Source organism: Agaribacillus sp. DX54 (genome assembly GCF_056858335.1).
In genome coordinates this window covers 24,210-47,900 of record NZ_JBXEQE010000040.1, presented here as the reverse complement: position 1 = coordinate 47,900, position 23,691 = coordinate 24,210, and the positions used below count along the sequence as shown (strand labels likewise).

General features: G+C 42.7%; 18 protein-coding genes. 3 read left to right on the top strand and 15 right to left on the bottom strand.

Features of this window, described 5'->3' with window-relative positions:
* The first annotated feature begins 182 nt into the window (after window positions 1–182).
* Entirely contained in the window at window positions 183–1,085 is a 903-nt protein-coding gene (locus tag AC04NP_RS27090) for an IS982 family transposase (protein WP_482863210.1), read from the top strand.
* Window positions 1,086–1,105: 20 nt separating this feature from the next.
* Here the strand turns inward: AC04NP_RS27090 and AC04NP_RS27085 are convergent, their stop codons facing one another.
* The 5 genes from AC04NP_RS27085 to AC04NP_RS27065 form a co-directional block, all read right to left on the bottom strand.
* Window positions 1,106–1,819 carry a hypothetical protein gene (locus tag AC04NP_RS27085; RefSeq protein ID WP_482863209.1) on the bottom strand — a complete coding sequence of 238 codons (714 nt, stop codon included), beginning with the start codon at window positions 1,817–1,819 and terminating at the stop codon, window positions 1,106–1,108.
* A gap of 148 nt (window positions 1,820–1,967) precedes the next feature.
* The gene (locus AC04NP_RS27080; protein WP_482863208.1) at window positions 1,968–3,017 is read right to left on the bottom strand and encodes a hypothetical protein; all 1,050 of its coding nucleotides are present in this window, start codon (window positions 3,015–3,017) and stop codon (window positions 1,968–1,970) included.
* A 114-nt stretch (window positions 3,018–3,131) separates the two neighbouring features.
* Entirely contained in the window at window positions 3,132–3,443 is a 312-nt protein-coding gene (locus AC04NP_RS27075; RefSeq protein WP_482863207.1) for a hypothetical protein, read from the bottom strand.
* A 120-nt stretch (window positions 3,444–3,563) separates the two neighbouring features.
* Window positions 3,564–3,965, bottom strand: a complete 402-nt coding sequence (locus tag AC04NP_RS27070) for a hypothetical protein (protein ID WP_482863206.1) — start codon at window positions 3,963–3,965, stop codon at window positions 3,564–3,566.
* A 201-nt stretch (window positions 3,966–4,166) separates the two neighbouring features.
* Window positions 4,167–4,664, bottom strand: a complete 498-nt coding sequence (locus tag AC04NP_RS27065) for a ClbS/DfsB family four-helix bundle protein (protein ID WP_482863205.1) — start codon at window positions 4,662–4,664, stop codon at window positions 4,167–4,169.
* Window positions 4,665–5,042: 378 nt separating this feature from the next.
* On the opposite strand from AC04NP_RS27065, the gene AC04NP_RS27060 reads away from it, so the two are divergent.
* The gene (locus AC04NP_RS27060; protein WP_482863204.1) at window positions 5,043–5,321 is read left to right on the top strand and encodes a helix-turn-helix domain-containing protein; all 279 of its coding nucleotides are present in this window, start codon (window positions 5,043–5,045) and stop codon (window positions 5,319–5,321) included.
* A gap of 165 nt (window positions 5,322–5,486) precedes the next feature.
* Here the strand turns inward: AC04NP_RS27060 and AC04NP_RS27055 are convergent, their stop codons facing one another.
* From AC04NP_RS27055 to AC04NP_RS27025, 7 genes are all read right to left on the bottom strand, one after another.
* On the bottom strand, window positions 5,487–6,932 hold the full coding sequence (locus AC04NP_RS27055; RefSeq protein ID WP_482863203.1) for a sugar porter family MFS transporter: 1,446 nt from the start codon (window positions 6,930–6,932) through the stop codon (window positions 5,487–5,489).
* Window positions 6,929–8,125 carry an AGE family epimerase/isomerase gene (locus AC04NP_RS27050; RefSeq protein WP_482863202.1) on the bottom strand — a complete coding sequence of 399 codons (1,197 nt, stop codon included), beginning with the start codon at window positions 8,123–8,125 and terminating at the stop codon, window positions 6,929–6,931. The genes AC04NP_RS27055 and AC04NP_RS27050 overlap by 4 nt, the downstream gene beginning before the upstream one ends.
* 32 nt (window positions 8,126–8,157) lie before the next feature.
* Complete coding sequence (locus tag AC04NP_RS27045; protein WP_482863201.1) at window positions 8,158–10,332, bottom strand: hypothetical protein; 2,175 nt, start codon at window positions 10,330–10,332, stop codon at window positions 8,158–8,160.
* A 113-nt stretch (window positions 10,333–10,445) separates the two neighbouring features.
* A complete protein-coding gene (locus AC04NP_RS27040; protein WP_482863200.1) occupies window positions 10,446–12,155 on the bottom strand; it encodes a RagB/SusD family nutrient uptake outer membrane protein in 1,710 nt (569 codons plus the stop codon).
* Window positions 12,156–12,165: 10 nt separating this feature from the next.
* Complete coding sequence (locus tag AC04NP_RS27035; protein WP_482863199.1) at window positions 12,166–15,609, bottom strand: TonB-dependent receptor; 3,444 nt, start codon at window positions 15,607–15,609, stop codon at window positions 12,166–12,168.
* Window positions 15,610–15,784: 175 nt separating this feature from the next.
* On the bottom strand, window positions 15,785–16,867 hold the full coding sequence (locus tag AC04NP_RS27030; RefSeq protein ID WP_482863198.1) for a FecR family protein: 1,083 nt from the start codon (window positions 16,865–16,867) through the stop codon (window positions 15,785–15,787).
* Window positions 16,868–17,140: 273 nt separating this feature from the next.
* Window positions 17,141–17,836: an RNA polymerase sigma factor gene (locus tag AC04NP_RS27025; protein WP_482863197.1), complete on the bottom strand. Its 696-nt coding sequence runs from the start codon at window positions 17,834–17,836 to the stop codon at window positions 17,141–17,143.
* A 94-nt stretch (window positions 17,837–17,930) separates the two neighbouring features.
* Between AC04NP_RS27025 and AC04NP_RS27020 the strand changes: the two genes are divergently transcribed.
* Window positions 17,931–19,268 (top strand): IS4 family transposase, encoded by a 1,338-nt coding sequence (locus AC04NP_RS27020; protein WP_482863220.1) that lies wholly within the window; start codon window positions 17,931–17,933, stop codon window positions 19,266–19,268.
* A 297-nt stretch (window positions 19,269–19,565) separates the two neighbouring features.
* Here AC04NP_RS27020 and AC04NP_RS27015 read toward each other — a convergent pair whose 3' ends face one another.
* Genes AC04NP_RS27015 through AC04NP_RS27005 form a run of 3 tightly spaced genes read right to left on the bottom strand, consistent with a single transcriptional unit; the run spans window position 19,566 to window position 23,691 of the window.
* On the bottom strand, window positions 19,566–19,889 hold the full coding sequence (locus AC04NP_RS27015) for an IS66 family transposase (protein ID WP_482863196.1): 324 nt from the start codon (window positions 19,887–19,889) through the stop codon (window positions 19,566–19,568).
* Window positions 19,890–19,911: 22 nt separating this feature from the next.
* Window positions 19,912–22,317 carry a TonB-dependent receptor domain-containing protein gene (locus AC04NP_RS27010; RefSeq protein ID WP_482863195.1) on the bottom strand — a complete coding sequence of 802 codons (2,406 nt, stop codon included), beginning with the start codon at window positions 22,315–22,317 and terminating at the stop codon, window positions 19,912–19,914.
* The gene (locus AC04NP_RS27005) at window positions 22,318–23,691 is read right to left on the bottom strand and encodes an HTTM domain-containing protein (protein ID WP_482863194.1); all 1,374 of its coding nucleotides are present in this window, start codon (window positions 23,689–23,691) and stop codon (window positions 22,318–22,320) included.

The window sequence follows — 23,691 nt, the reverse complement described above, 5'->3', positions numbered from 1 at the left end:
GTGTAAAATCCCAGTACATTGCGATACCCTGCACCCTCGTGCACAAACGTTACCCAGATATCGGCTTTCTCCTTTAATTTAACCTGAGTTCGATATAATTCTGAGTTGATTATTAACAAAAATAAGCGGGGATTTAGTATATTAAAGTGTTGCAATTCAATATATTATCTAAATACCTGCTTATGCTATCTAGTTTTAAAATTACTGAAATTTTCTGTTCTATCGATGATTTTTGTTTAGATTTCTTGCCCACTTTCCAAAAGAGGCTGATCAGCAACAAGAGGCGTATGAGAGCTTCTAAATTGAACTTATCCGAGATAATGACTATCCAGGTGTTATTCCATTTCTCCGGTTATAGAAATTTTAAGACATTTTACAATGGGTATGTTTGCCAGCATTTACGATCCTACTTCCCCAATACGGTTAGTTATAATAGAATGGTAGAGCTAAAAAGAGATAGCCTGGTCTCCTTAGCTATTTACCTGAAGAGAATGGCTACTGGTCAGTGTACCGGGATCAGCTTCATTGATAGTACTCCGCTTAGGGTTTGCCACAACAGACGTATCCATTCTCATAAAGTTTTTGATGGATTGGCACAAAGGGGCCACTGTTCGATCGGCTGGTTCTATGGCTTTAAATTACATATTATTACCTCTGAGACCGGGGAAATCATTGATTTTATGCTTACCCCTGCCAATACAGATGATCGCAAACCACTGAAAATGGAAGGGTTTATCAAAAAACTATTCGGTAAACTTTTTGGTGATAAAGGCTATATTAGTAAAGAATTATTTAGCCAACTATTCTTTAGAGGTATACACTTGGTAACTAAATTGAAAAGGAACATGAAATCTAAGTCTATCACCACGGTAATGGACGCTATTTTATTAAGAAAAAGGGCAATTTGCGAGACCATCATAGACCAATTGAAAAACATCTTTCAAGTAGAACACTCCAGACATAGAAGCCACGCCAACTTCTTTAACAATATATTTGCAGCATTGATAGCTTATAACTTTTCTGAGAAAAAGCCTTCGCTTAAAAAACAGTTAAATGACACAAAACAACTCATCTTGCCAATATAAAGCATCATAGTACCTCGAACTCAGGTTAATTTAACGTCTGTTTCGGCACCTTCAGCCAGGTACTCAGGGTGGGCCTGCGGAACAGGATTTCTCTCCGGTAACGACTGGTTAACGTCGTACAGGAATATTGCATCTATTTCATCAGATTCTAATTCCAGGTAATCAGGTACACCCTGGCTGTTAAAATTCCCTAAAAATGAGTACTCTCTGTTTATTCGCGCCGTCGAATAGTTGTCCGGATAGCTTTGATTTATCCTCCCCTGGGCAGCGCTTTTCTGATCATTAATTTCTATAGTAACAGTTCTATTGTTCACCGGGGCCACGGTGACATCCGGAATCCCGATAAAATCGGTCTGTATATATACTTCTTCCAAATAGGCGGGCAGATGTATGTCTGATTGGTAAAACCCATTTTCATCGGTTATGCCTTTAACAAGTACACCCCCGCCTATGTTGGGATCCTCATTATACAAACTCGCCGGAGCGGAAGTATAAATCACCAACGGCACACCTGCGAGGGGGTTTTCCCCTATGGAGACCGTTACATTAATGTTTGTGGCCTGAATTGTTTCGTATTTGAAGTTGTCGTTGATCGTCAATCCTTCTATTCCCTCCTTTGCTTTATCCGGAGGGGAAATATCTTTGTCGGAAACGCAGGAAAAAAGAAAGGCAGCTACCAAAATCAAAAGATAAGTCACTACCTTGCCCTTGCTTAAATTATATATAACGCTCATGGAATTTCAATTTATTCCGTAAAATTAGGGGCTTATTCCAGGGCTTTCAATAGAGGTAATTCCAAAAAAATAAATTAGGAAATTTCCTTACTTTGGTAGAGGTATTTTTGTAAAAAATTCAATATCAGTAGGCTACTATATCTATTGGTTAAATATTGCCAAGCTTGCCAAAATGATTCAACACATAAATCGCAGCATAGGTGATCCATTTGCTGGGTTTTCCTTTTTGTTCTACATCTACCAGCATTTTGCCATTTAATGAGTTTTCCATATTCCAGGTAAAGTCCTGGTTCATTTTGTTTTCAATGATGTTAAGTGGGTTTTCGAGTCGCGAATTCATAGGTGCACCAACTTGTGCCAATGCATACATAACTTCCAGTATATCCGAATTATAATGTGATGGAAATCCAAACTTTAGCCAGCCGGGCTTCGGATCTCTATGTCCTATTCCATTTGATGCAATGAATGCCTCTTTTTGATCAAAAACCCAGTCTTTGACTGCCTTTTGACCCCCGGATAGATCCGAACGTTTTGGTGCTGTAGCCAATACTGCCTGCCATTTCTTGCGATTGCCGGGAACGTATTCGTGTATTTTATTCTGCAATAATGATTTGGTGACCAATTCAATGGCCCGGCTGATAACAGGAGTCCTCTTTTCCTGAGGAACCTGTCCAAAGCATAATAGCAATTTTGGAAGTGCCATTTGACAACGTGGAAGCAGGCTATAATCCATCATCGTACATTTTATCCCATGATCATCCAAAATGCGTTCGGCCAAAGTTGCTGTTTCTGCAACCACCACTGGGTGATCATCATAACCCAACTGCACCAGTGCCCGCAAGATATTTGCTGTAAGGCACTGCATACCCGTTTTGGAGATCCATTTACGGCTATTGAGTATATTGTCTGCTAGTTCCGCAACCTTGGGATATTTACCATCAGCCAAAAAATAACCAAGAAATATGAGTTGCCAATATTTTCCATTGTACTTCCAGGATGCCCGGTCGTCATCTTTTATAAAGTTATGAAAATGATCCAGTATTCTCTGAGTAACCTCATATTCTTTGATTTGCGACTTGGCATCTTTAACTTCCGAGGTGTCAGAAGACTTTTTCAGGATATTCGTTAAGGTAAGGTAACGAACCGGAGGATTATCCTTTTCCAAAAGCCAGGCGAGTGTTTTATGGTGTGGTTGCATATTTCCAAATAAGCAGATTCGTTGACAAAACTTCCATGATTTCTATCACTGCCCAAAACAATTTAACAGGCCATAGGCACTTAGATTAAAATCTTTAAATCAAAGATCGGATCTTTACAAGATCTTTTCATCACTTTTTAATCTACTATAAATATGTATCGGTTGTGCCAATCCAACCTGTTCCTTCAAAGTTTTGGCCAAACAAGCAAATAGCCAAACCTTGATTAATTCATTTTTATCCGATTTACTGGCTTTTGCTAAAGATTTAAGCGAATCATTCACTACTGAAAACTCTTTTTCAATAAATGTTTTGATATTTGAATTAAATGAACCACATCCCTCAAATGGCTCAACCGGTTTCAAACCGCCAATTCCCTGCAACAGCAAGTCAAGGTGAGCGGGAAAACTGTAATGACAAATGTCCATACGGCAAATTTGCGACTCAAACTCCTTATATTCTCCGCCAGACTGCAATTCTTCCAGTGATTTCCAGTCCCATAGCAACCTTGCCAATAACAAACGCACCAATCTTTCTTTATCGGGCGTTTATTCGCCCAGCCATTTTGTGATTTGTAAACCTGGTTCCTCATCATACCCACCCGGATCCCGGACCTGTGCGCTATCATCAAGCCAATGACTTAACGCCCACAAATACTTTTGTCCTGACAAACTCCGCCCCGTTTCATCCTTTTTCCAGGCATCTTGCCCGTTTTTAATATGATTTGCGCCTATTTTTTGTGGGTCGATGCCTAGCCTTAGTTGTAAGATTGAAGTTTTAACATTTTCAATATGATGTTGGTATTTAAAATGACACACCTCAAATCTTGTAATAAGCTCACGAATTTGCCTGACCTCAGGAGTCAGATCCCCCAACGTTTTTTCAAGCTCATCTATTTCGATAACCTCCGGATCTTCAGGCGAAATTTCTATGTTAGACCAGGTGTTCATTGGTTGTTATGCATTTTCAGTCGGCCTGTAAAGCCGGTAATACTTAATATGATGAATGATTTTAGGAACTTATTTAGGTTTATACTTTGCAAATTGTTAATAAACCCTAAAACATTCAATGACCTGAATCATCATATGAGATTCCGCTACAAATCCTGGCAATAATTTTGACTTAGCAGTTTTAGCAAATCGCAGTTTTCACTATTTTTTGCACCGTTTTATCAGCTTATATGCCCAGTTATAATGACTTGAAGTTGCCCCTATGAAATATGCACCAAGAGAGGTTGTCCCCGTCCACTTATATCTTTTCTTTTCAAAAAGCTCTTCGTCGCTATGCTTTTCAATGATTTTTTGCAGTTCGTTAAATGAATCGTCATACAACTTTCTTACCTGCTTCAAATCCGTATTGTTATATTTCTCCTGTATCTCCTTGTTAAGACCCGGAAGTGTTCTCCAGGTATATCCTTTGCCGGGGATGTCGGGCTTATCACCGGCCATACCGACTTTGTACCAATCCAACACCATCAAATGCCAATGGTGGAGATGTGCCAAAACATCTCTGATATTTCTGTTCAAGGTTCCCTGTGGAAATTCGGCATGCACTTCTTCTTCTGTAAAAGAGTCGACATACTTAAGCAACTTTTCGTAGTTTTTGTGACCGAGGTCTATCAACTCGGTTTTGTTTTTTGGTCGGGGCATATTTAATATTTTTTTAAGATTGCCAACGGTTTTTCACAAAAATGCTGGCTGTTTTTATTAAAAAATTTTATGAACTTTGAGACAAGACTCGTTAGCACCAAAATAAAGAATCACTGCGAAAAGGAGGTCAATCTAATTAAAAAAATTCATCAATTTTAAACCTTATTTAACATGCATTGTCTTTGAATAGAATAATGCAGAATCTGCCATGCGCTCTGACGACAATCCGTATTATCCCGACGTAAAGCTTTTTCTTATCCTTATACCGTTTATAAGTGCTTTCAAATGCTTTAATTAATTCTATGGGAGTCCATAGCTTATTGAGAGGATCAGGTTTTAAGGCTTCTGTACTTTCTATGGTAACTAAACCGCAATCATTTGCCGGACGACTTATCAATAGAAAGGCTTGCAGACCTGAGTAACCTATCAACTTCGAGATTTAAACACCGCTTTAAAAAGGAAGTGGGGATCCCCCCCGGAGAATTTATCTTAAGGAAGAAAATAGATTTTGCAAAAAGCTACAGTAGTCAATATAAATCTATTCAATCCCTGGCTTTTTCCCTTGGCTTTTCATCATCCAACTATTTTGCTTCGGTATTTAAAAAGTTTACAGGGAGTACACCTTCGGATTATTTTATGAAGCAAAAGCGAGGGTAAACGGAGTACACTATATTTATTTCACTATTCCGATCCTATAATTTAAGTTGAAAGTAAATTAGTAGAGCCAATTTATTATGGCCGTTTTTATTCGACTATGAACCATCGGAAAACAGTGACTCATCAATTTTGTCATTATAGTTCAAAAGGACTGTTTCTGTATTGTTACGTACCCCTGTTAGTCCCTGATTTTATTTTGATATGGTACCAATATCGTTCAATTTCTTCCAGACTTTTCCCTTTTGTTTCGGGGATCAACCGGTGAAAGAAAACGGTTGCCACCAGGCAAAAACCTGCAAAAGCAAAGAATCCGGCATTCATACCTATTTGTGCCACAAACCAGGGAAATATAAAGGCTGTGGCAAAGTTGGTGGCCCAATTGGCAAAGGTAGCAATGGACATGGCACGCCCTCTTAACCGGTTGGGATAAATCTCGCCTAGCAATACCCATATGACTGCGTTGATAGAAAAAGCAAGGCTGGCCATATAAACACATAACATAACTACTATCCATATTCCATACGCTCCGGACATGGAAAACAAAGTGCCAATTATTAGCAGGGATACACATACCGAGGCCATCCCTCCGATCAAAAGCTTTCGGCGTCCCCAAGTGTCGATTTTCCACAGGGCCAGGGCAGTAAAAACCAAATTGATCAGGCCAATGGCTACCTGGAATTTCAGGGCATTATCAAAATTGAATCCTGCATCTCGGAGTATGTCCGGGCCGTAATAAACAATAATATTTACCCCTGTGAACTGACCGAATATGGATAAACCCAGACCAGCTATCAATGGCAGCCGTAAATCCGGTTTGAGCAATTCAACTAATTTTCCCTGAGCTTTTGCTATGGAGTCATGTATGGCTTTTAACTCCGCTTTGGCTGCTGTTTCTCCACTTACCTTTTTTAATATATCAAAACCTTCGTCCTCTTTATTTTCTTTGATCAACCAACGGGGGCTATCAGGAATGGTCAGCAGCAAAAGGAAAAACAACGTTGCAGGGATCATTTCGGCTCCGAACATGGCCCTCCATACTTCAGATACCATCACCTGATGCAATATTCCGGAATCACCGAAGACGCCTTTATGGTTTTGCGAAAACCCCAGCAGCCACCAGTTGGAGAGGTAGGCCAACAGTATGCCCACAACTATCGATATTTGGTAAAGGGCAACTAACCGGCCCCTGGCTTTGGGAGGTGAAAACTCTGATATGTATAATGGCGCTACAACAGAGGCCATTCCTATACCGAACCCACCAATCAGGCGGGCAGGAATAAGCATCTCAAACGTTGGGGGTATAGTAGAACCCAGCGCCGAGAGAAAAAACAATATGGCTGAAGCAATCAACACCGGTTTGCGGCCGTAACGATCGCTCAATGCCCCTGCCACCATAGCGCCTGGTATCGCCCCTACCAGGGCTGAGCTTCCAAACCATCCCACGGCTATTTTATCCAGGCTGAATTGTGTTTCCACCATGGAAACTGTGCCGGAGATAACCGCTGTGTCAAAACCAAAGAGTATGCCCCCAAGGGAGGCAACAAAGCACACTAATGCAAGGAAGCGGGCGCTACCGGTATCATTGGCCCTCTTTTCAATAGTATCGGTCATATGCCGGCTTTAGTGTTTAACAATTGGTAACACCTGAATAATACTCTGGGCACATGAAAAAAGCCTTTCCAGCCGTTGGCCTTGGCACGCCAAACAGGACTGCCTTCGCGATTGAGGTAACCGTACCATTCTCCATATTTCTTATCAGGAAAATGGGTGAATGTATAATCATGTACTTTCTGATACCAGGCTTTCAGGTCTTCCCTGCCAGTATGCAACCATGACAATAACAGCGCATAAAGTGCCTCCCCATGGGGCCACCACAGTTTTAAGTCAGCCTCCAGCTCGTGTGTAGGAGTCCAATCCACATTGGTCATGTACCGGATACCCCCGAACTCATTATCCCAACCGTGTTCTAATGACGCAAGGGTAATAGCTATCGATGTATTCATTAAGGCCTGGTCATTTCTTTTTCTGGCGGCTTCCATCATCATCCAGGCGCTTTCAATGGCATGACCGGGATGGAAAAGCCTGCCTTCCGGTAAATCAAACATGGCAGACCCGTCCATGGCCACATTTTCCAAGAAATATCCTTTATCGGGTTTCCAATGGCGTGCAAGAATAGAATTAACGGACATGGTGATATCTCTTTCAAATTTTTCATCTGGCCACAGATCATTATACACATTGGCCACGGTGATACGGCACATATCATGGGCATGCAAATGAAATTCTCTGTTAAGAGGATATCCCAAAAGCGGGGTATCTGAGGGCCGTCCCAGCCTGGACAACAAAAAAACGTACATGGAATAGGCTTTTTCTTTTAACCTTTGATCTCCTGATAAACCGGCATATTCCGCGACTGCCATTGCGCCAAACACCTCGGTGTAAAGGCTCAAAACCGACGAGAGTGGTTTACCCTGACGGTCCAGTCGAAAGTACATTTTTCCATCTTCTCTGAATGCATGCTTTAGCATAAAGTCCAGACCGTGTTTTGCTAAATTTTTCCATGCCTCCTTTTGTTCATGATGATTGTAAAGGTGGCTGAACATCCAGATTTGCCGGGCGGTCATCCACATGTCTTTGTCGCCTGAATAAGCGCTGCCGTCCCGGTTCAGGCGCGTCAGATAACCTCCGTTCTCTCTATCCACCGAGTGTTTCTCCCACCAGGGAACCAGATCATCGAAAAGCGCTGCCCGATAGATCCCTTTTAATGCTTCGAGATGCTTTTTCTGTAACTTTTTCGGTGTCATTGGCTCTTTATTTGTTTGCGATATCCCGGATCTTATTTGCCGGGAAGCATTTCTTTTTTCAAGGCTTTGTGATGTTCTCCAACCTTAGATCCTTTGGTCAGATCCCAGACTGAGGTGTCCATTTCGCGAAGTGAAAGCACGGTTGTGATCCAACCCTGTGTCCAGCCACTTTCTATCGCCCAGGCTCCCCAACCGGCATCTGCGTTCGACCCCCAATGTTCAAAGCGCTCAAAATCAAAGGCGCGCATCCATCCTCCATGCAGTTCAGGATGATTTTCGGATTTAACCTGTATTCTGCAAAGGAATTCTGCCAGCTTGTCCACCGCCTTTTTTATGCGTTTATCCTTTGTGGAGTAGTAAGCTTCATGCAGGCCGAGAAAAGCAAAGTTGGTGGTGTACAGCAAATCACTGACCGGATCGCCATTTTTTGCGATCAAGGGAGCTTCATGCAAGCCGTACTCCTCATTTTTTCTGGTTGGGGGAAATACACCTTTTTCTATCCTTCCAAGTTCCTCTCTGATTGCGCCGCATTCTTCCTGTAGTTCCAGTAAACCATCAATGGCCTTGTAGAGCATTTTTCGGTTTTCCTCGGTATCTTCGATTCGGATCAGCCAAGAAAGCGGCAGCAATATCCTGGCCCGTTCTTGTGCAAGGCCATTCATCCATTTCCAACCATGAGGATAATTTTCCATAGTGGTTTTTATAGCCTTTTTTGTTCGTTCCAGAAAAATCGGATCACCTGTTTTGTCATAGGCCCATAAGAAACAGGCCCAGAGGTAGGCTTCAAAGTGTGGAGATATGTTGATGATGTCCCTGTTATAGTAATGTTGCCAACCATTTTTTTTGAGATCAGGCAGATCGATCCTGCCCCCTCTGAAACCATTTTTTCCCGTAGTTCTCACCTGCGCCAACAGAAGCCTCATCAATGTTTCTTCCCAATCTTTTTTTCCGGTAACTGCAGAAGTAACCAAAGCCCCCAATAGAAGTCGTGCATTATCATCGCCGTAGTTGGCTTTGTACCACGCATAGTTTTCCAAACCCCAGGCAACCAAGCCATAGGCCCCGTGATTGGGATCGCCATACTCATTTTTGGTAGCCGGCGAATTTTTCAAGTAGAAGTCAAGCAGGTTGTTGGCAATTTCATAGTTTTGTTCAAGCCCCAGTACTTTGCCTGCTGCGGCAAATGCCATGGCCGTTTCTGCCGTGCAGTCACCCCTGCGCACAATAGCAATGGGTTGATTTCCCCTTTCATCAATTTTTGAAAAAATGCCCTCAAAAACCCCTTTGCTTCCATCTCCTGCAGGTATAGCTTCATCCCAGGGTATATATCCATTATTTGTTTTTGGATTTAAAGCATTTTCAATCACATCGTTATAGTTATCCGGAATGAGCATTTTGGCGTTAAAGAACCAGTTGATCCCTCTTTCTATGCTTTTCCTTTGGTAATTTTGCGGCAGTATTTGTTTTTTTTCAAAGGTGGTTTCTACTACAGGTGTCCATGTAAGCTGGTCAATGGGATTATCCGGAAGAACATATTGGAGTATTCCCTTCCAAATACCCTTCCATTCCTGCCGAGGGGCATAGCGTCCTGTTACAAACCGGCTCAGGCTTGTTGTGGCCACCAGTCCCGAATACCCAGGCATCCGGAAAAGTAGCGGTGAGGTTTCTTCCGGTAATCCGTAGATCGCATAATCCAACCCGGCTACCCTCCCTGCCACAATGTGTGCATTGGCCACATTCGCCGGGACATAGGTCAACCCATTGATGGCCAGGATGGCTAGGCTATCGGGCCTCCCTGAAAAAAATGAGGAATTGACGATTGCCCGTTTGTATTTGTTCTTCATATTTTCCTCTTCTGTTTCAATCCCCGGTAATCCATCAGCATATTCGATGTAAAACCGTATGCCTTTTCGTTTTATTACATCAAAATTATTTTGTGATAACCGGATCCGTTCTTTTGGGTAACGATCGGCCAGGATCATTACCGATGCCCCGTCCTCTGCTTTTGACAATAGCTGATCGATTGAATTATACCTGATTGGCTTAACGCTACTGCCCGCTTGTAATACATTGTAAAGATCATTGGCTTCGTGGCAGTATACATGCACTACAGGCTGCCCATCTGCGCATTGGCAGAATAAAATAGGGGAAATTATTGATGTCAAGACCATGATAATGGATCTGTAGTGAAATTTAATCTTTCGCATTTCTTTTTTAATTATTGATTTTCACAAATGCAATACTGTAATTCATTAGACATAAAAAATAAGTGACCGGATTGTGGGCAGCCACTTAATTTTTAAACCCTTATTTAAGCTCTTCAGTATCCGGGGTTTTGCTCAAGGTTTGGATTTAAGGTTAATTCCTGCGTTGGCAGCGGGTTCAGGTAATGCTTTGACGGATCAAATTGCCATCCGGGCGTCTCCATCCACGGAAAGATATATCCATCAGTATCCACAGATATCTCTCCGAGAGGAGGTTCCCAGGTCAGTGCCTCAAACTGGGCAAATGACGCACCGCTGAGCGGCCTGTTGATCAGGTGGTGGGCCCTCCATCTCATCAGATCATCAAAACGGAAACCTTCGCAGGCTAGCTCTACTTTTCTTTCCCTCCTTATCTCATTGATCAACGGAGATAGGGTAGGAAATTCCCAGTCGGGATCCACAAAACCTATGGCTACGGTCATATGGGGCATCCCTACGCGATCCCTTAGTCTGTTTATTGACATATCCAATACCGCCTGGTCAGCTTCCCCAAGCTCAGCTTTTGCTTCAGCATAGTTCAATAAAACTTCCGCATAACGGAATATGGGATTGGCCGTGGTGTGACCAGGGCCACCGGGACCGGCATCGGGTGCCTCGGGCTGAGTCCCTTTAAACATTTGATAGCCGGTTGTATTCGCTTGAAGAGCGGGCATGTTTAAAAAGGGCTTTTGATATTTTATGGTATCGGCACCATCAATTTTTTGCGGATCACCTATTTGATAGATCGTTTGTGCCAGTCGGGGGTCGCGGTCTATTACAGCCTCCTCAACGGTGTTGTCACCCTGGTAAAGGCCGCTCAATGATATGGGCATACCGTTGATATCCAGGTATGAATCCACCAGTTGTTTAGAAACACTGGAATTAGCCCCCTCTCCAATAATGAGATTCTGGGCCTGATGGGTAATACCTAGCTCAAAATCGTAATCCCTCCACAGAATTACTTCAGGGTTCGAATCCAGACTTTCCTGGTTGAAAAGGCGCCAATAGTCCAAATAGGGTTCCCCTGTCGAATGGATGGAAAAACTCCCTTCATCGATCAGCCGTTTTGCCGCGTCTGCAGCTATTCTGAAATATTTATCGGGATCCGAACCCGGGGGAACAAAATTGGTTCCCTCGTGATACCTTTGCCATGAACCCTCATACAAAGCTACTCTGCTTTGGAATGCCAAGGCCGCATCCCTACTGATCCGGCCAGGTGCGGTTGCGTCAATGGGATCCAGAAATTCGATGGCATTGTCCAAATTGGCCAGGATAGAATCTGCAACCACATTTCTTGGCAAGCGAGGGTCATACAACTCCGGTGAATCTGTGGTCAACGGTTCGCTAAACCAAGGCAAACCTCCAAAAGACCTGAGTAATTCGAAATAGGTGTAGGCTTTGAAAAAATATATCTCACCTACATATATCCGAACGGACTCCCATGGGTCATTTGTTCTGGTATAGTTGGCCAGAAAATAATTGAGCCCCCGAATTGTACCCCAGCTCCAGCCCCCTCCGCTTTCAGGCACAACGACAACTCCTGATAATCTGGAATTTCTTGTAAAATCAGCATGGATCATATTATCGGAGTTTAAGTCTCCGAAAATCATGCTGGTAAAAGCCGGGAGGTTAGTATAGTACTGATTACTGTATAGTTCCATTTCAGTAATCGAAAAAGACAGTTCCTGGTCTGTAATGCTATCCAGGGGCGGTTTGTCCAAATGATCCTCGCAAGCCCCTGAAAGGAGCGCTATACCTATTATCATTAAAATGGATATATTTTTCATGTCACTCTTTTTAAAATTGAACATTGGCACCAAATGAAATGATTTTAGCCACGGGGTAGAGCTTTCCGGATCCCCAACGCCCGCCTATTACTTCAGGGTCAAAGTTTTCGTTGATGCCTGAAAATGTTAGCAAATTTTCGCCGCTGGCGAAAATCCTGACCCTTTGAAGGCCAAGGCGACTTACTAACTCAGCGGGAAAAGTGTATCCAATCTGGAGATTTTTTAAACGCATATAAGCGGCATTTTGCAAAAAGCGCGTCTGCACCTGCTGATTTTTCCTTATCTCCCTATCGGCATAGGGCCTTGACCAGTAAGCATCCGTGTTTTCAGGGCTCCAGTAGTCAAGTGTCGTCTTCCAAACCGCTGATCCGTAAGACCCCAGAAAACCCCAAAAATTGGTGCCGCTCAACCAGAAGTCCCTTTTAGCCACACCCTGAACAAACATACTCAGATCAAAACCCTTCCAATCTGCACCGACAGTGAAGCCATAGCTATACCTTGGATTGTTGTTGCCGATCACACTTAAATCACCGTGATCGTCCACCGTTAAGGAACCTCGTGTGATCTCACCATCCCCATCCAGGTCCTTATATCTCACATCACCCAGATTCCAGGTAGGAAAAAACAGCGATTGGTCAGGGGCATTTTGGATCTGTTCTTCTGTCTGGAACAGCCCATCGCTGGTATACCCCCAGATGTCACCTACGATCTGACCTTCAAATGTTGATAAAAGTCCTGTTGGATTGTGATACCTTGTTATCTCAGTGATATTGTCCGACATTACGAGGGTAATATTGTAATTTATTTCCCCTATTTTGTCTCTCCAATCCAGTCTCAGTTCAATCCCTTTTGTCTCCAGGTCAGCATTATTTCCTACAGGAACTGCCGCGCCTAAAACAGCCGGTAACGCTGCCTGTGGTCCGAGCATATCCAGTGTTTTTCTGATATACCGGTCAAATGAAACCATCAACTTGTCATCCAGGAAAGCGACATCCAGGCCAAAGTTGAGGGTCTGAACAGTTTCCCATGTTAATTGTGAAGTAACCAATCCAGGCTGGAGCAGGAAATTTGGCCTGGCATCTCCCAGCACGTACCCTAGCTGGTTTCTGATAGGCACCTGGGCGAGATACAGGTAATTAGGCACATCCTGGTTTCCCAATGAGCCATAGGATGCGCGTATTTTCAATTGATTGACCTTGTCTGTTGGCCAGAAATTCTCTTTAGAAATATCATAGCCCAATGACAATGAGGGGAAAAAACCATACCGGTCGCCCTCGGGAAACCTGGAAGTCCCGTCATAGCGGGCATTAAATTCAAACAAGTATTTTCCCTTGTAGTTATAATTTAAACGTCCGAATGTTCCTGACGCACTTTCCTGGGTCAGGGCATTGGAAAGAACGGGATCACCTGTTGCCACTGAGAAAGAAGCCAGCTCATCAGTGATCAGGTTCAAATTCGTTCCGGAAATACCGGTAGCATTCCAGTTCTCGATTTGTTGTCCGACCAAAAGTTTAAAATAATGCTCGCCAAACTCTTTTTCATAGGAAGAATAAAAATTCAGTGATCGATAATTGCTGGTGGCCAAGCGTCTTGTAATCCTCGAATTGGGTGTCACCGCTGATTTGGTGCCATCAATAAGAATTTGATAGATAGGGGTCATGTGCTCGCTTGAATTCCGGGTAATCTGGTTGGTTGAATATTGAATGTTTGTTTTCCAGCCTTTTATGGGTTCTAATTCCATATCACCTATAACCCAAAGATCCTTCTCCCTGGAGATGTCCCTTCCGGGTTGGGTAAACTTTGGTCTCATCCCTATCCAGGAAGGGTTTCCATCGGGGTTGATAAACGGCCAGGTGGGCCACCTCGTACCAGCCAGGTGAAACCAGTTTCCAGCCAGTGAAGGATAAGCATGCGGGTTATTGATTTCCCCATCTGCATATCGTGTTTTCAGTTCTATTCTCATCCAATCGGTAGGTTCTGCCCGTATGCTACTGGCTAAATTATTCCGCTTATACCGGTCATTGCCAAATTTAAGCTTGCCTCCCTGATAGAAGTGACCCACAGAAAGATAATAGGTGATCTTATCCGTACCTCCACTAATGCTTAAATCATGTTTTTGCGTTGGTGCCCAATCCCTTAAATACAGATCGTACCAATCTATATTGTCATTTCCTTCCACCCATCCCCACGCGTTTGGATTATCTGTCCGCGGTAGTGTTGTGGGAATACTGCCGGGGTTCTCCATATAGGTCCTGATACGATCTAAATGTTCATCGCTAAACAAGGGGTTAGCGCCTGAATTTGCCCCCGATTCGTTCGTGGCCAGGGCAAATTCCAAAGAGTTGGCCATTTTCGGGAGCGTGGTTGGCGCGCTCCATGCAAACATGTTGTTGTAATTTACCCTTACCCGGTCCTTTTTACCCGTTTTTGTGGTAACCAGTATTACACCAAAGGCCGCCCTGCCTCCGTATATAGCAGAAGCGGCAGCGTCCTTTAAAACGGTGACGCTTTTAACATCCACAGGGTTAATATTCTGCAGGCTTTCAACCGGCACCCCATCCACAACATATAAAGGTTCTCCCCCATTAAGACTTGTAAAACCGCGGATATTAAAATTGGCAGGTGTGCCTACACCGCCAGGATCGCCTACCGTAGTAATATTAAGGTTTGCGATCTGACCCTGAAGTGCCTGACCGATATTCTGAACAGGCCTGTTTTCAAGTATTTCTCCATCAACCTGAGCATAAGAACCCGTCACATTGACTTCTTTCATGGTACCATATCCAACCACGACAACTTCCTCCAAATGCGTTAAATCCGGGGTCATTTGAAAATTGATAATGGTTCTTCCGTCTACACCTACCTCCTCACTCAGGTACCCTATAAAGGATATGACCAACCTGGCACCTTCCTTAACACTCAATTTATAGTTTCCGTCGTTATCGGTAATGGTGCCATTCGTAGTGCCCTTTTCCCGGATAGAGGCCCCCGGAAGCCCCTGGCCATTTTCATCGGTAATTTTTCCGTAGATGTCGATGTCCGCGGGCGGATCAATATTTATGACCTCCTCTACGGGTCGGTCGCGGTGTTTAATGCGATTGACAAAAATATTTTTGTCAACTCTTTTAAATCTCAACCCATGGTTCTTTGACAACTCAAGCAGTATTTCGTATAAGGCTTTGTTTCCTGATCGGATACCTGCCTCCTCGTGCTTCTTTACCTTGTGATCATTGTATACAAACATGAAATTTGATTTTTTGCCAATCTCAACCAGCGCCTCTTCAAGGCTCAAACCTTCCAAATGCACAGAGATATAAATTTCATTGAGCCTTTTGGTCTGCGCCCCTCCGTTATTAGCAAAAGCAAACGTTAAAGCCATGCTTTGTAGTAGCATGCAATAGGTAGCGTATTTAGAGGTGATCAATAGTTTTTGGAGTAGAATTTTTTCATACATATCTTTATATGGTTTTTAGTGTTGAAAAACATTAAAAATTTGATTGCGGATGGTGTTCACTACGCTCGGCGGCAAACTGAAGCAGAGAACACCATTCCTTTTAGTCAGCCATTTGACTGGCTTGTTTTTTAACCTGTGTCAAATAGTACTACAGTCATAATTTTACTTTTTATACTCATTGTTTATTTGTTACAGAGACCAGCTTACCCTTTATCTCAAATTGTAGATCTGAAGAAAACATCAATCCTTTCAATACATGTTCGAGGCTCTTGTTTTTAAACCTTCCGTTCCAGTTTCCTTTTGGGTTTGCGCTTGGGTCCACCTGGAATTTAACCCCGTACCATCTCTCCAATTTTCTTGTTAACTCATCGAAAGATTCATTTTGAAATATCAATAAGTTCTCTTTCCATGACAGGATTGTTTCAAGATCGGCAGGCGCTTTCAGGATTTCCCTGGATTTCAAATTTATGGTAGCTTTTCCCTCGGGATCCAGTAAAAGCATTTCCGCGTTTTTAGTGTTCTCATCATATTTCCCCGGATAAACAGCCACCTTCCCGGTTTTTACGGCAATCTCTACGATATTGTCGGATGGATATGCGTTCACGTTAAAACTGGTTCCCAAGACCCTGGTGGTAGACCCGTTGGCGTATAGCAGAAATGGCCTTTTGACATCCCGTTTAACGTCAAAAAATGCCTCACCTTCCAAAAAAACCTCTCTTTTGCCCGCAGAAAACTTCGATGGATACGAGATCTTACTGGCTGCATTCAGGCTTACAAATGTGCCATCAGGCAAAATGTGCCCCTTCAATTTTTGACCGGGTAAGGTGCTTTTGGATACTCTTGCAAGCTCACTATCAGCAATTGACTGTTCAGAAGAAATACCTTTATCATTAAGTACATGTATTCCAACGAGCAACCCAATTAATAAAGAGGCTGCCGCAGCGTACCTGACCACAAATTTTTTCTTGACAAAGACTTTTTCCGGTTTTGGCGCTTTTAAAGAAGAAACGGATGCTCTATCATTTTTCATCACGTTTTCCAACACCTGCAGAAACTCCTCTTCCGAAGGCATGCGTTGATTTTTAGGATGGACCGAACTGATCAATTCCTTAGCCTTCAGCACGGTGTCTAACTTGTGAGGATGCCTGGACAACCAGGCGTTCCAGAAAAATGATTGATCCTCTGTGGGATTAGTAGCCCATTTTACAAAATTTTCATCCTTTAAAAAGTCCTCAATTTCAAATTCGTTGTAATCCATAAAGATCCGCTTATGACCTGATAAAGGATGGCCGATCTCAAAAACCCTCAATGTTTCGTGTTTTTTTTGGAAAAATTTTAGTGGTTTGGGAAAATCGAATTGGGGGACGCTTGACGAGAGGTTTTAACCAAATATTCTTCTTTCGAAATATTCGGTATCCATTGTTATTTACGAACAACAAATAACAGCGATCAAACGCACATGCTAAAACTTGTATTTAACCGGTTCAAACCAGGTGCGTCTGATAGACCAGGAAAAAGTAGCTTTTGAAATTTAGCTGATCTTTAAATATTTTATCACCATTATGGTAAAGGAAATTAAAACCATTATGACTGTTGTCATTAAAGCAATTTTCCCCTTTAGCTTGTCTATACCGCGATAAATTAATGTGCGGGCGTACTTGACCCTGGATAAACCCATAATCGATGCTATCTCTTCATAACTCAATCCATCATAGTAGTGATAGATGATCGCCTCTTTTTGTCGCTTGGTCAGCGTACCGAATGCCTTTTCTAATTTTAACTTTTGTTCTCCGTTAATTTGTCTGTTGATCAAAATGGATTCCTGCGAAAGAGCGATCTCAAAATCAAATGCTTTTTCCAAATTGTAACCGTAGATCATCCGGTTTTTCCCGGACAGAATACGCAGCAATTCGCGTCTTACAGATTTATAAAAATATGCTTTGATAGAGGTGGTTTTCCCTAATTTACCCCGATTATTCCGTATTTTGATAAAGAAATCCTGTATGACATCTTTTATAAGTTCAGTGTCGGTGGTAAATTGATGGCCATAACTATACAGTACGGGAAAAAATCGCTCATAAATTCTGGCAAAAGCAGCGTCAGATCCTTCTCTGAACTCATTCCACAAACGAATTTCGTTTTTAGTTTCCTGATTCGAGGCCTCCGTTGCGTGGCCGGGAGCTTTATGACCATGCCGACTCTCAATGTGTACTTTTGGATCAGTCATTGATATTTTAAAAGTCGCAAATCATTAGACTTACAAGATATATATACATTGAATTAGTATTCAATGCCGTTTACTTAAGCCATAAGTTTCTGTAATTCAACAATTTTATTGTAAAAAAAGGAGTTTCCCAGTTGTAGGAACCCCCAAAATTTGCTATTTTAAAGCAAATGTTTTACACAACCTCAAGATACGGATAAAAGATGAAAAATTCATTAACAGTTTTAGACTGTTAGAGGAAAAATTTATCCGTAACAGAAAGCTTCCTTTTCACAAGTTGGCGCTGTTCTTGTTGCTGCACAGTGGCCGTTCGTTGCAGCGTGAGATTGATTTGTTTTATGAAGGGTTGGGGTATAGTAGCAGTAAGCTGGCTTTGACCAAAGGGGCTATCTCCCGGGCAAGGTCAGCGCTTTGTCCGCAGGTTTTCAAAGCCCTCAATCAGGAAAGTATCCGGGCTTTTTATCAACAGGGCAAAGTAAAAAGGTGGAAAGGGCATATCGTAAAGGCCATCGATGGGTCTACGACCATCTTGCCTGAAAGCCATCCGAGCATCAAGCAGGCCTTTCCTGCTCATGGGTTCGGCCCCAAAGCAGCCTGTGCACGGCATATGGCTTATCTCTCCCAACTGTATGATGTATTCAATGGGGTGGTGTGTGATGCACAGATGGCCCCTTATGCCACTGATGAGATGACCCTGGCCAAAGCGCACCTGAAGCATTGTTCGAGCGGAGAGGTATTGCTGTTAGACCGCTTCTATCCAAGTTATGGACTATTTGTCGAACTTCTACAGCGCAAACTTCATTTTTGTGTGCGTATGAAAAACGGGTGGTGGAAGCAGGTTCGGGAGTTGGTGGATAGTCATGATAATGACCGTATTGTGGTCTTTGAACTGCCTAAAGCACACCATCATTATGCACAAAGTATTAGATTGCGGTTAATTAAAATGAAAGATAAAAATGGTAAAATCCGGGTATTCTGCACCTCTTTGCTGGATGAGAAACAATACAGTAGGTTAAGTATCAGCAACTTGTATAAAAAAAGATGGCGTATAGAGGAATGTTATAAAACCCTCAAACAACGCCTGCAACTAGATCAGTTTACAGGGATTACCTCTTGGGCCGTCCGTCAGGATTATTATGCTAAAATATTGCTCATTTCCCTGTGCAGGATCATGGCTTTTGACATAAAACCAACTCGTAAAGCTGGGCAAAAAACCAATTCAAAGAAAGCAAAACCACTGAAAATCAATTATACATACGCTTTGAGCAGAGTGAAGCAGGTCATCATACAAATGCTCCAAAATGCAGACCTGGTCCCATTGGTGAGGGAATGTCAAAAACGGATAGCGCTCATATTTGAACCCTCTAAGGAAGGAAATCATAATCCAAGAATTTTTAAAAGAAAAGTGTGTAGAACAAATTACAAACCCCTATGAAAAACCTTAAGTAAACGGCATTGAATTAGTATTGTTCAATATAATACTGTAGCATTATAATATTTCTGCAAGCTATTCATCAGCTTCTGAAGCAAGATTATAACTAGCTTGCTTATCTAATGCCTTAGCTTCTAATTCACCTAATGACAGGAAACATTCAGCCGTGCACATTTCGTAAATCAGTAGAACTGATGACAGGATCTTTAATAGTCTCTAATGAAATTTAACCGTCCTGAATATGGAGGAGATGAATTTATCAACAAAGCAGAAATGGCCAGATAACTTTGGTGTAAGCCACTAGACTTTGCGCAAAAAGCGCGAAGAAGTGGAGAACATGGCAATGCGCTGTGCCGTCTCATGTAAGCCGGCAAACAAATAGTTACGCTTTTCCAGAGCCAATGCCCTGATCGCATTTTCTACCAGGTTATTAGCTAATTCCAGCAGGCCATCTTTGGCATATAGACAAAGTTTGTCCCATCTGGACAATGCATAAGCAATGGCTTTGCGGATGGGACTTTTGGGCAGTACCTCACTGATTTCTTTTTTCAACCATTCACCCATGTCGGTTAATATGTCCACAGCATGTTGCTGCCTTAGTGCCAGCCTTTGCTCATCAGTCATCGGTTTTTATTGGGAAATTAAGCTAAATCCGAACACCTAATGAGAAATAAAAACTTCGGATAGTAGCGGGAATTATTCCTGGTCCGGGATAGCTTTCAGCCCTACGCGTAAAATATTTTTCATTGGTAAGGTTATTTGCGCCAGCCGTGATCTTATACCGGCGGTAATGATACGCCAATGATAAGTCCATCACATTGTAAGCGGGAATAATGCCTGTTAATGCATTGGGGTTAAAATCAGAATTCGTGGCATCCGAGAATTGTTCTCCCAGGTAGGAAAACTGATACGTTGCCTTAAAATCTTTCCATCGGTAATTTATTCCGGCACGGATCATAACTTCCGGGACATACTCGACCCTACGATCACGGATGGCTGTGATTTCGGAATTCACATAGGTGGCATCTGTTACTGCCAGGTTCAAAAACACTGCCATATTTGAGTGCTTGGCTGTTTTTCCCACCAATTTCCAAAGGTCCAACTCTGTAAATGATTCAATGCCGATGTGCCTTGAATCACCTATGTTAGTACGGAATAGGGTCGTGGAGCCAGGTAATTCATATAACCCTATCCTTTCATTATATTGCATCAGGAAGGCGCTGATATCTATATTAAGCCAAGGTAAAAGTTTACCGCGAATACCAAAGTCAGCATTATACCCACGCTCATCTGTGATAAGACTATCTAACTGAAAATTAGGATTAACCACCCTGAGATCACTAAAAGTTATGGATCGGAAGTTCTGTGAAATGTTACTGTAGAGGCTCAAATTATCATTGAGGTAATAACTTAGCCCAACACCAAATAGAGGGAATGTACGTACTTCTGATGAGGCATCGGTATTTTCTGTCGATGAGACCAAATTGCCTGCAAAATTAAAACGGTTGAGCTTCCATGTACCTGCTGCATCTGTTCGAATGTGCTCCAGCCGGAAACCAGTGGTAATACTGAGGCGTGGAGTAATATCAAGAAGGTTTTCAGCAAAAAAAGCATAATTCCTACTTGGGAACTCATAATCAAACTCCTCCGGATCATTTGGATTCAAAAATTCAAAATCAGCCCTATCACTTGCGTTGGCATCCCCTTGCTTTCTGTCCGTTAATCCATGGTAGTATCTCGCTCCCAATACCAAGGCCGAGTTTTTACCCCGCACGTTATAACGATGCAGCAGGCGAATTTCGGATCCGAAATTCCTGAACACATCTCTTATAAGTGTGCGATTTTCGTTCGGGTTATCCGGCACGCCTATCTGCTGTAGGTTTCCTAAGGCATCACGTTGAGAAAAAAGCCCGAAGCTTTTGATATTAAATTGTGTATTTTTAGAAAAACTGTAATCAGCAGTAGCGGCAACTAAATTCCATGAAACCCTGAACCAATTTCTGTTACGAACAGACTGTTCCGGATCCCCACCTTCGAACCGATCATCGGTCAAGCCGCCAGGCTGCTGTGCCTCATAGTAAAGCAACGAGTATTCTACGCCCAGTTTAAGCCTATCATTCGCCTGCCAGCCTATTCGCGTAAAGGCAGTGTGTGCATCAAAACCGGAGTTTTTTCTCCAGCCATCTCCTCTGCGGTATTGGTAGTATCCATAGTAATCTAAGTTTTCTCCTCTTCCGCCTATACTTGCGAAAGTATTGATCAATCCAAAGGACCCAACGGCTTGTTCTAGATTAAATTCGACAGGCTTATCCGGGGCTTCCTTGAGTCTAAAATTTAACATACCACCAAATTGTGTCCCATACTGCAACGAGGCCGCTCCCCTGACAATTTCAATTCGATCTACTGCCTGCATTGCAGGTAGATAATAACTTTCGGGATATCCCAATGCATCTGCACTCATATCGTACCCATTTTGCCTGGTATTGAAATTGGCAGTTCTACCAGGGCCTAAGCCTCTCGCTGCTATATCCAACTGCAACCCGGCAAAGTCACTCTCCCAAATGTTTAATCCGGGTACTTTTGCAAATATTTGTCTGGCGTTATTATTGACCTTATTGGCAGCAAAATCGTCGAGTAAGATCAATTCATTCTTCTTCGCTTCATAAATACCAAAATTTTCAACGGCCCTTAATCGGGATATTCCCGTTTGGTTTTCAAGACTATCATTAATCTCTACTTCCTCGAGATTTTCTGAGAGTTCCACTAAATAAAAGTCTATGATGAGATCCTGGTCAACGGAAATGGCCCTGGTGGATACCGCCATCCCCAGGCTAAAAGCTTCAATCGTATAATCCCCCTTAGGCAATGTTAACTGGTAATTTCCCAGGCTATCCGTAGTTGAATTCAAGTTCAACGACCGGATAAAAACCGTAGCCTCTTTGAAGGGCTCCGGTGAAACCTGAGATACCACTTTGCCGGATACACTATAGGTTTGGCTATAAAGTGCGCTAAAAGGTGCGAACAGGAGTAATGAAATAATCAGCTTTTTCATTTAATGATCATCAAAGGAAGTGATCCAATCTTTTGGCTCCCATGTATCACTTATGGTACTTAGATCAACTGTTGGGTCAATCAACAAACGCGCAGGCCGGGCGTTCAATGTCACCCAGACTTCCGCCCTAACGACAGGGTCTGTCATACCCCGGGTCCGGTAATATTCATCGAGGAAGTGCGCAAACTGCAAAATAAGATCCGGTTGCATGGCCATCTGTTTCTCCTGATGTGGATTTAAAAACTGATGGTTGATCACAGAGCCTTCTCTGCCGTTCTCTCCGTCTTTCACATAAAATGTGGCTGTCCCTGCCTTCTCCATCAGCATTACCCGCCAGGCAAACCGATAACCTTCTTCTGTCCAGAAGATATTACCCGGATACAGCAGGTACCTCCAGGGAAATACAAGCTGGAAAACGAAAAAGAACGTCAAAAAACCGGTTAGCCATTTACCTGTTTTTATAGGTAGCGCTTGGCGCGAAGTATTATTCCGTAGCAGCCTGTTCGGTCCTTTCAACAGTCTTGCTATGCCATTCAGTAGTTTTTGATGAAAAGCGCCGGGAAAAAATATAGTTACTGCAAAGATCATAATAATAGGAAATACCCCGATTTGAAACAGAACGCCCGTAAGTACGTGGAAGATGACAACCGCTACATAAGCTAGCCACCTGGTCCTTCTGAACATCAGACCAAAAATGATAAAAGTATCGAATAACATACCCATCCAACTAAAGAGGTAAGCTGTGGTTTTGTACTGAAAAATGGGGCCGATCAGAGGCACACTTGTTTTTGCAGGAAGCCATATTGATAGTGGTAACGCTTTGACCAACCAGTCATGGTTGATCTTAGCCAGCCCTGCATAACAGTAAACAATAGCTATTTGGAGTTTAAAGATGTAGATTGTCCATCTCGGTACCTCAAGCAGCGTCAGATCAGGGTTTCGATTAACATCGAGCGAGAAGTATCGATGGGCAGGAACTATTATCATTAAAAAAGAAATAATGCTGACAAAATAATAATGATTCAGGTAATAGGTAATATCGATGAGTTCCACATACGAAAAACACAAAAAGAAAAGTATGGCAGCTATCCGATAATACCAGCCTAAAAGGATCCCTATACAGGAAAGTGCCATCAAACAAAACACGGCATACATACCCAGGCGGGGAAGTGGCTGTACCCAATCGAAACCGTAGTAACTAAAATGTAGTACCGGATTTACTAATTGTGTATCTACCCAACCCATCCGGACATAACGAGCGGTACTGAGCAGCATTACCAGCCCAAAGGCAATCCGAAAAACAACCAAAGGGGCAATCGACATCGATTGCCCCAGATAATTCTTAATAAAACGATATGAAAATTTTTTAGTCAA

Coding starts and splice junctions, on each gene's coding strand:
- AC04NP_RS27040 (WP_482863200.1), bottom strand. CDS start 12,155: ATGAAAAATATATCCATTTTAATGATAATAGGTATAGCGCTCCTTTCA.
- AC04NP_RS27050 (WP_482863202.1), bottom strand. CDS start 8,125: ATGACACCGAAAAAGTTACAGAAAAAGCATCTCGAAGCATTAAAAGGG.
- AC04NP_RS27055 (WP_482863203.1), bottom strand. CDS start 6,932: ATGACCGATACTATTGAAAAGAGGGCCAATGATACCGGTAGCGCCCGC.
- AC04NP_RS27025 (WP_482863197.1), bottom strand. CDS start 17,836: ATGACTGATCCAAAAGTACACATTGAGAGTCGGCATGGTCATAAAGCT.
- AC04NP_RS27070 (WP_482863206.1), bottom strand. CDS start 3,965: ATGAACACCTGGTCTAACATAGAAATTTCGCCTGAAGATCCGGAGGTT.
- AC04NP_RS27010 (WP_482863195.1), bottom strand. CDS start 22,317: ATGAAAAAGCTGATTATTTCATTACTCCTGTTCGCACCTTTTAGCGCA.
- AC04NP_RS27015 (WP_482863196.1), bottom strand. CDS start 19,889: ATGACTGATGAGCAAAGGCTGGCACTAAGGCAGCAACATGCTGTGGAC.
- AC04NP_RS27075 (WP_482863207.1), bottom strand. CDS start 3,443: ATGGACATTTGTCATTACAGTTTTCCCGCTCACCTTGACTTGCTGTTG.
- AC04NP_RS27085 (WP_482863209.1), bottom strand. CDS start 1,819: ATGAGCGTTATATATAATTTAAGCAAGGGCAAGGTAGTGACTTATCTT.
- AC04NP_RS27030 (WP_482863198.1), bottom strand. CDS start 16,867: ATGGATTACAACGAATTTGAAATTGAGGACTTTTTAAAGGATGAAAAT.
- AC04NP_RS27045 (WP_482863201.1), bottom strand. CDS start 10,332: ATGCGAAAGATTAAATTTCACTACAGATCCATTATCATGGTCTTGACA.
- AC04NP_RS27090 (WP_482863210.1), top strand. CDS start 183: ATGCTATCTAGTTTTAAAATTACTGAAATTTTCTGTTCTATCGATGAT.
- AC04NP_RS27065 (WP_482863205.1), bottom strand. CDS start 4,664: ATGCCCCGACCAAAAAACAAAACCGAGTTGATAGACCTCGGTCACAAA.
- AC04NP_RS27035 (WP_482863199.1), bottom strand. CDS start 15,609: ATGTATGAAAAAATTCTACTCCAAAAACTATTGATCACCTCTAAATAC.
- AC04NP_RS27080 (WP_482863208.1), bottom strand. CDS start 3,017: ATGCAACCACACCATAAAACACTCGCCTGGCTTTTGGAAAAGGATAAT.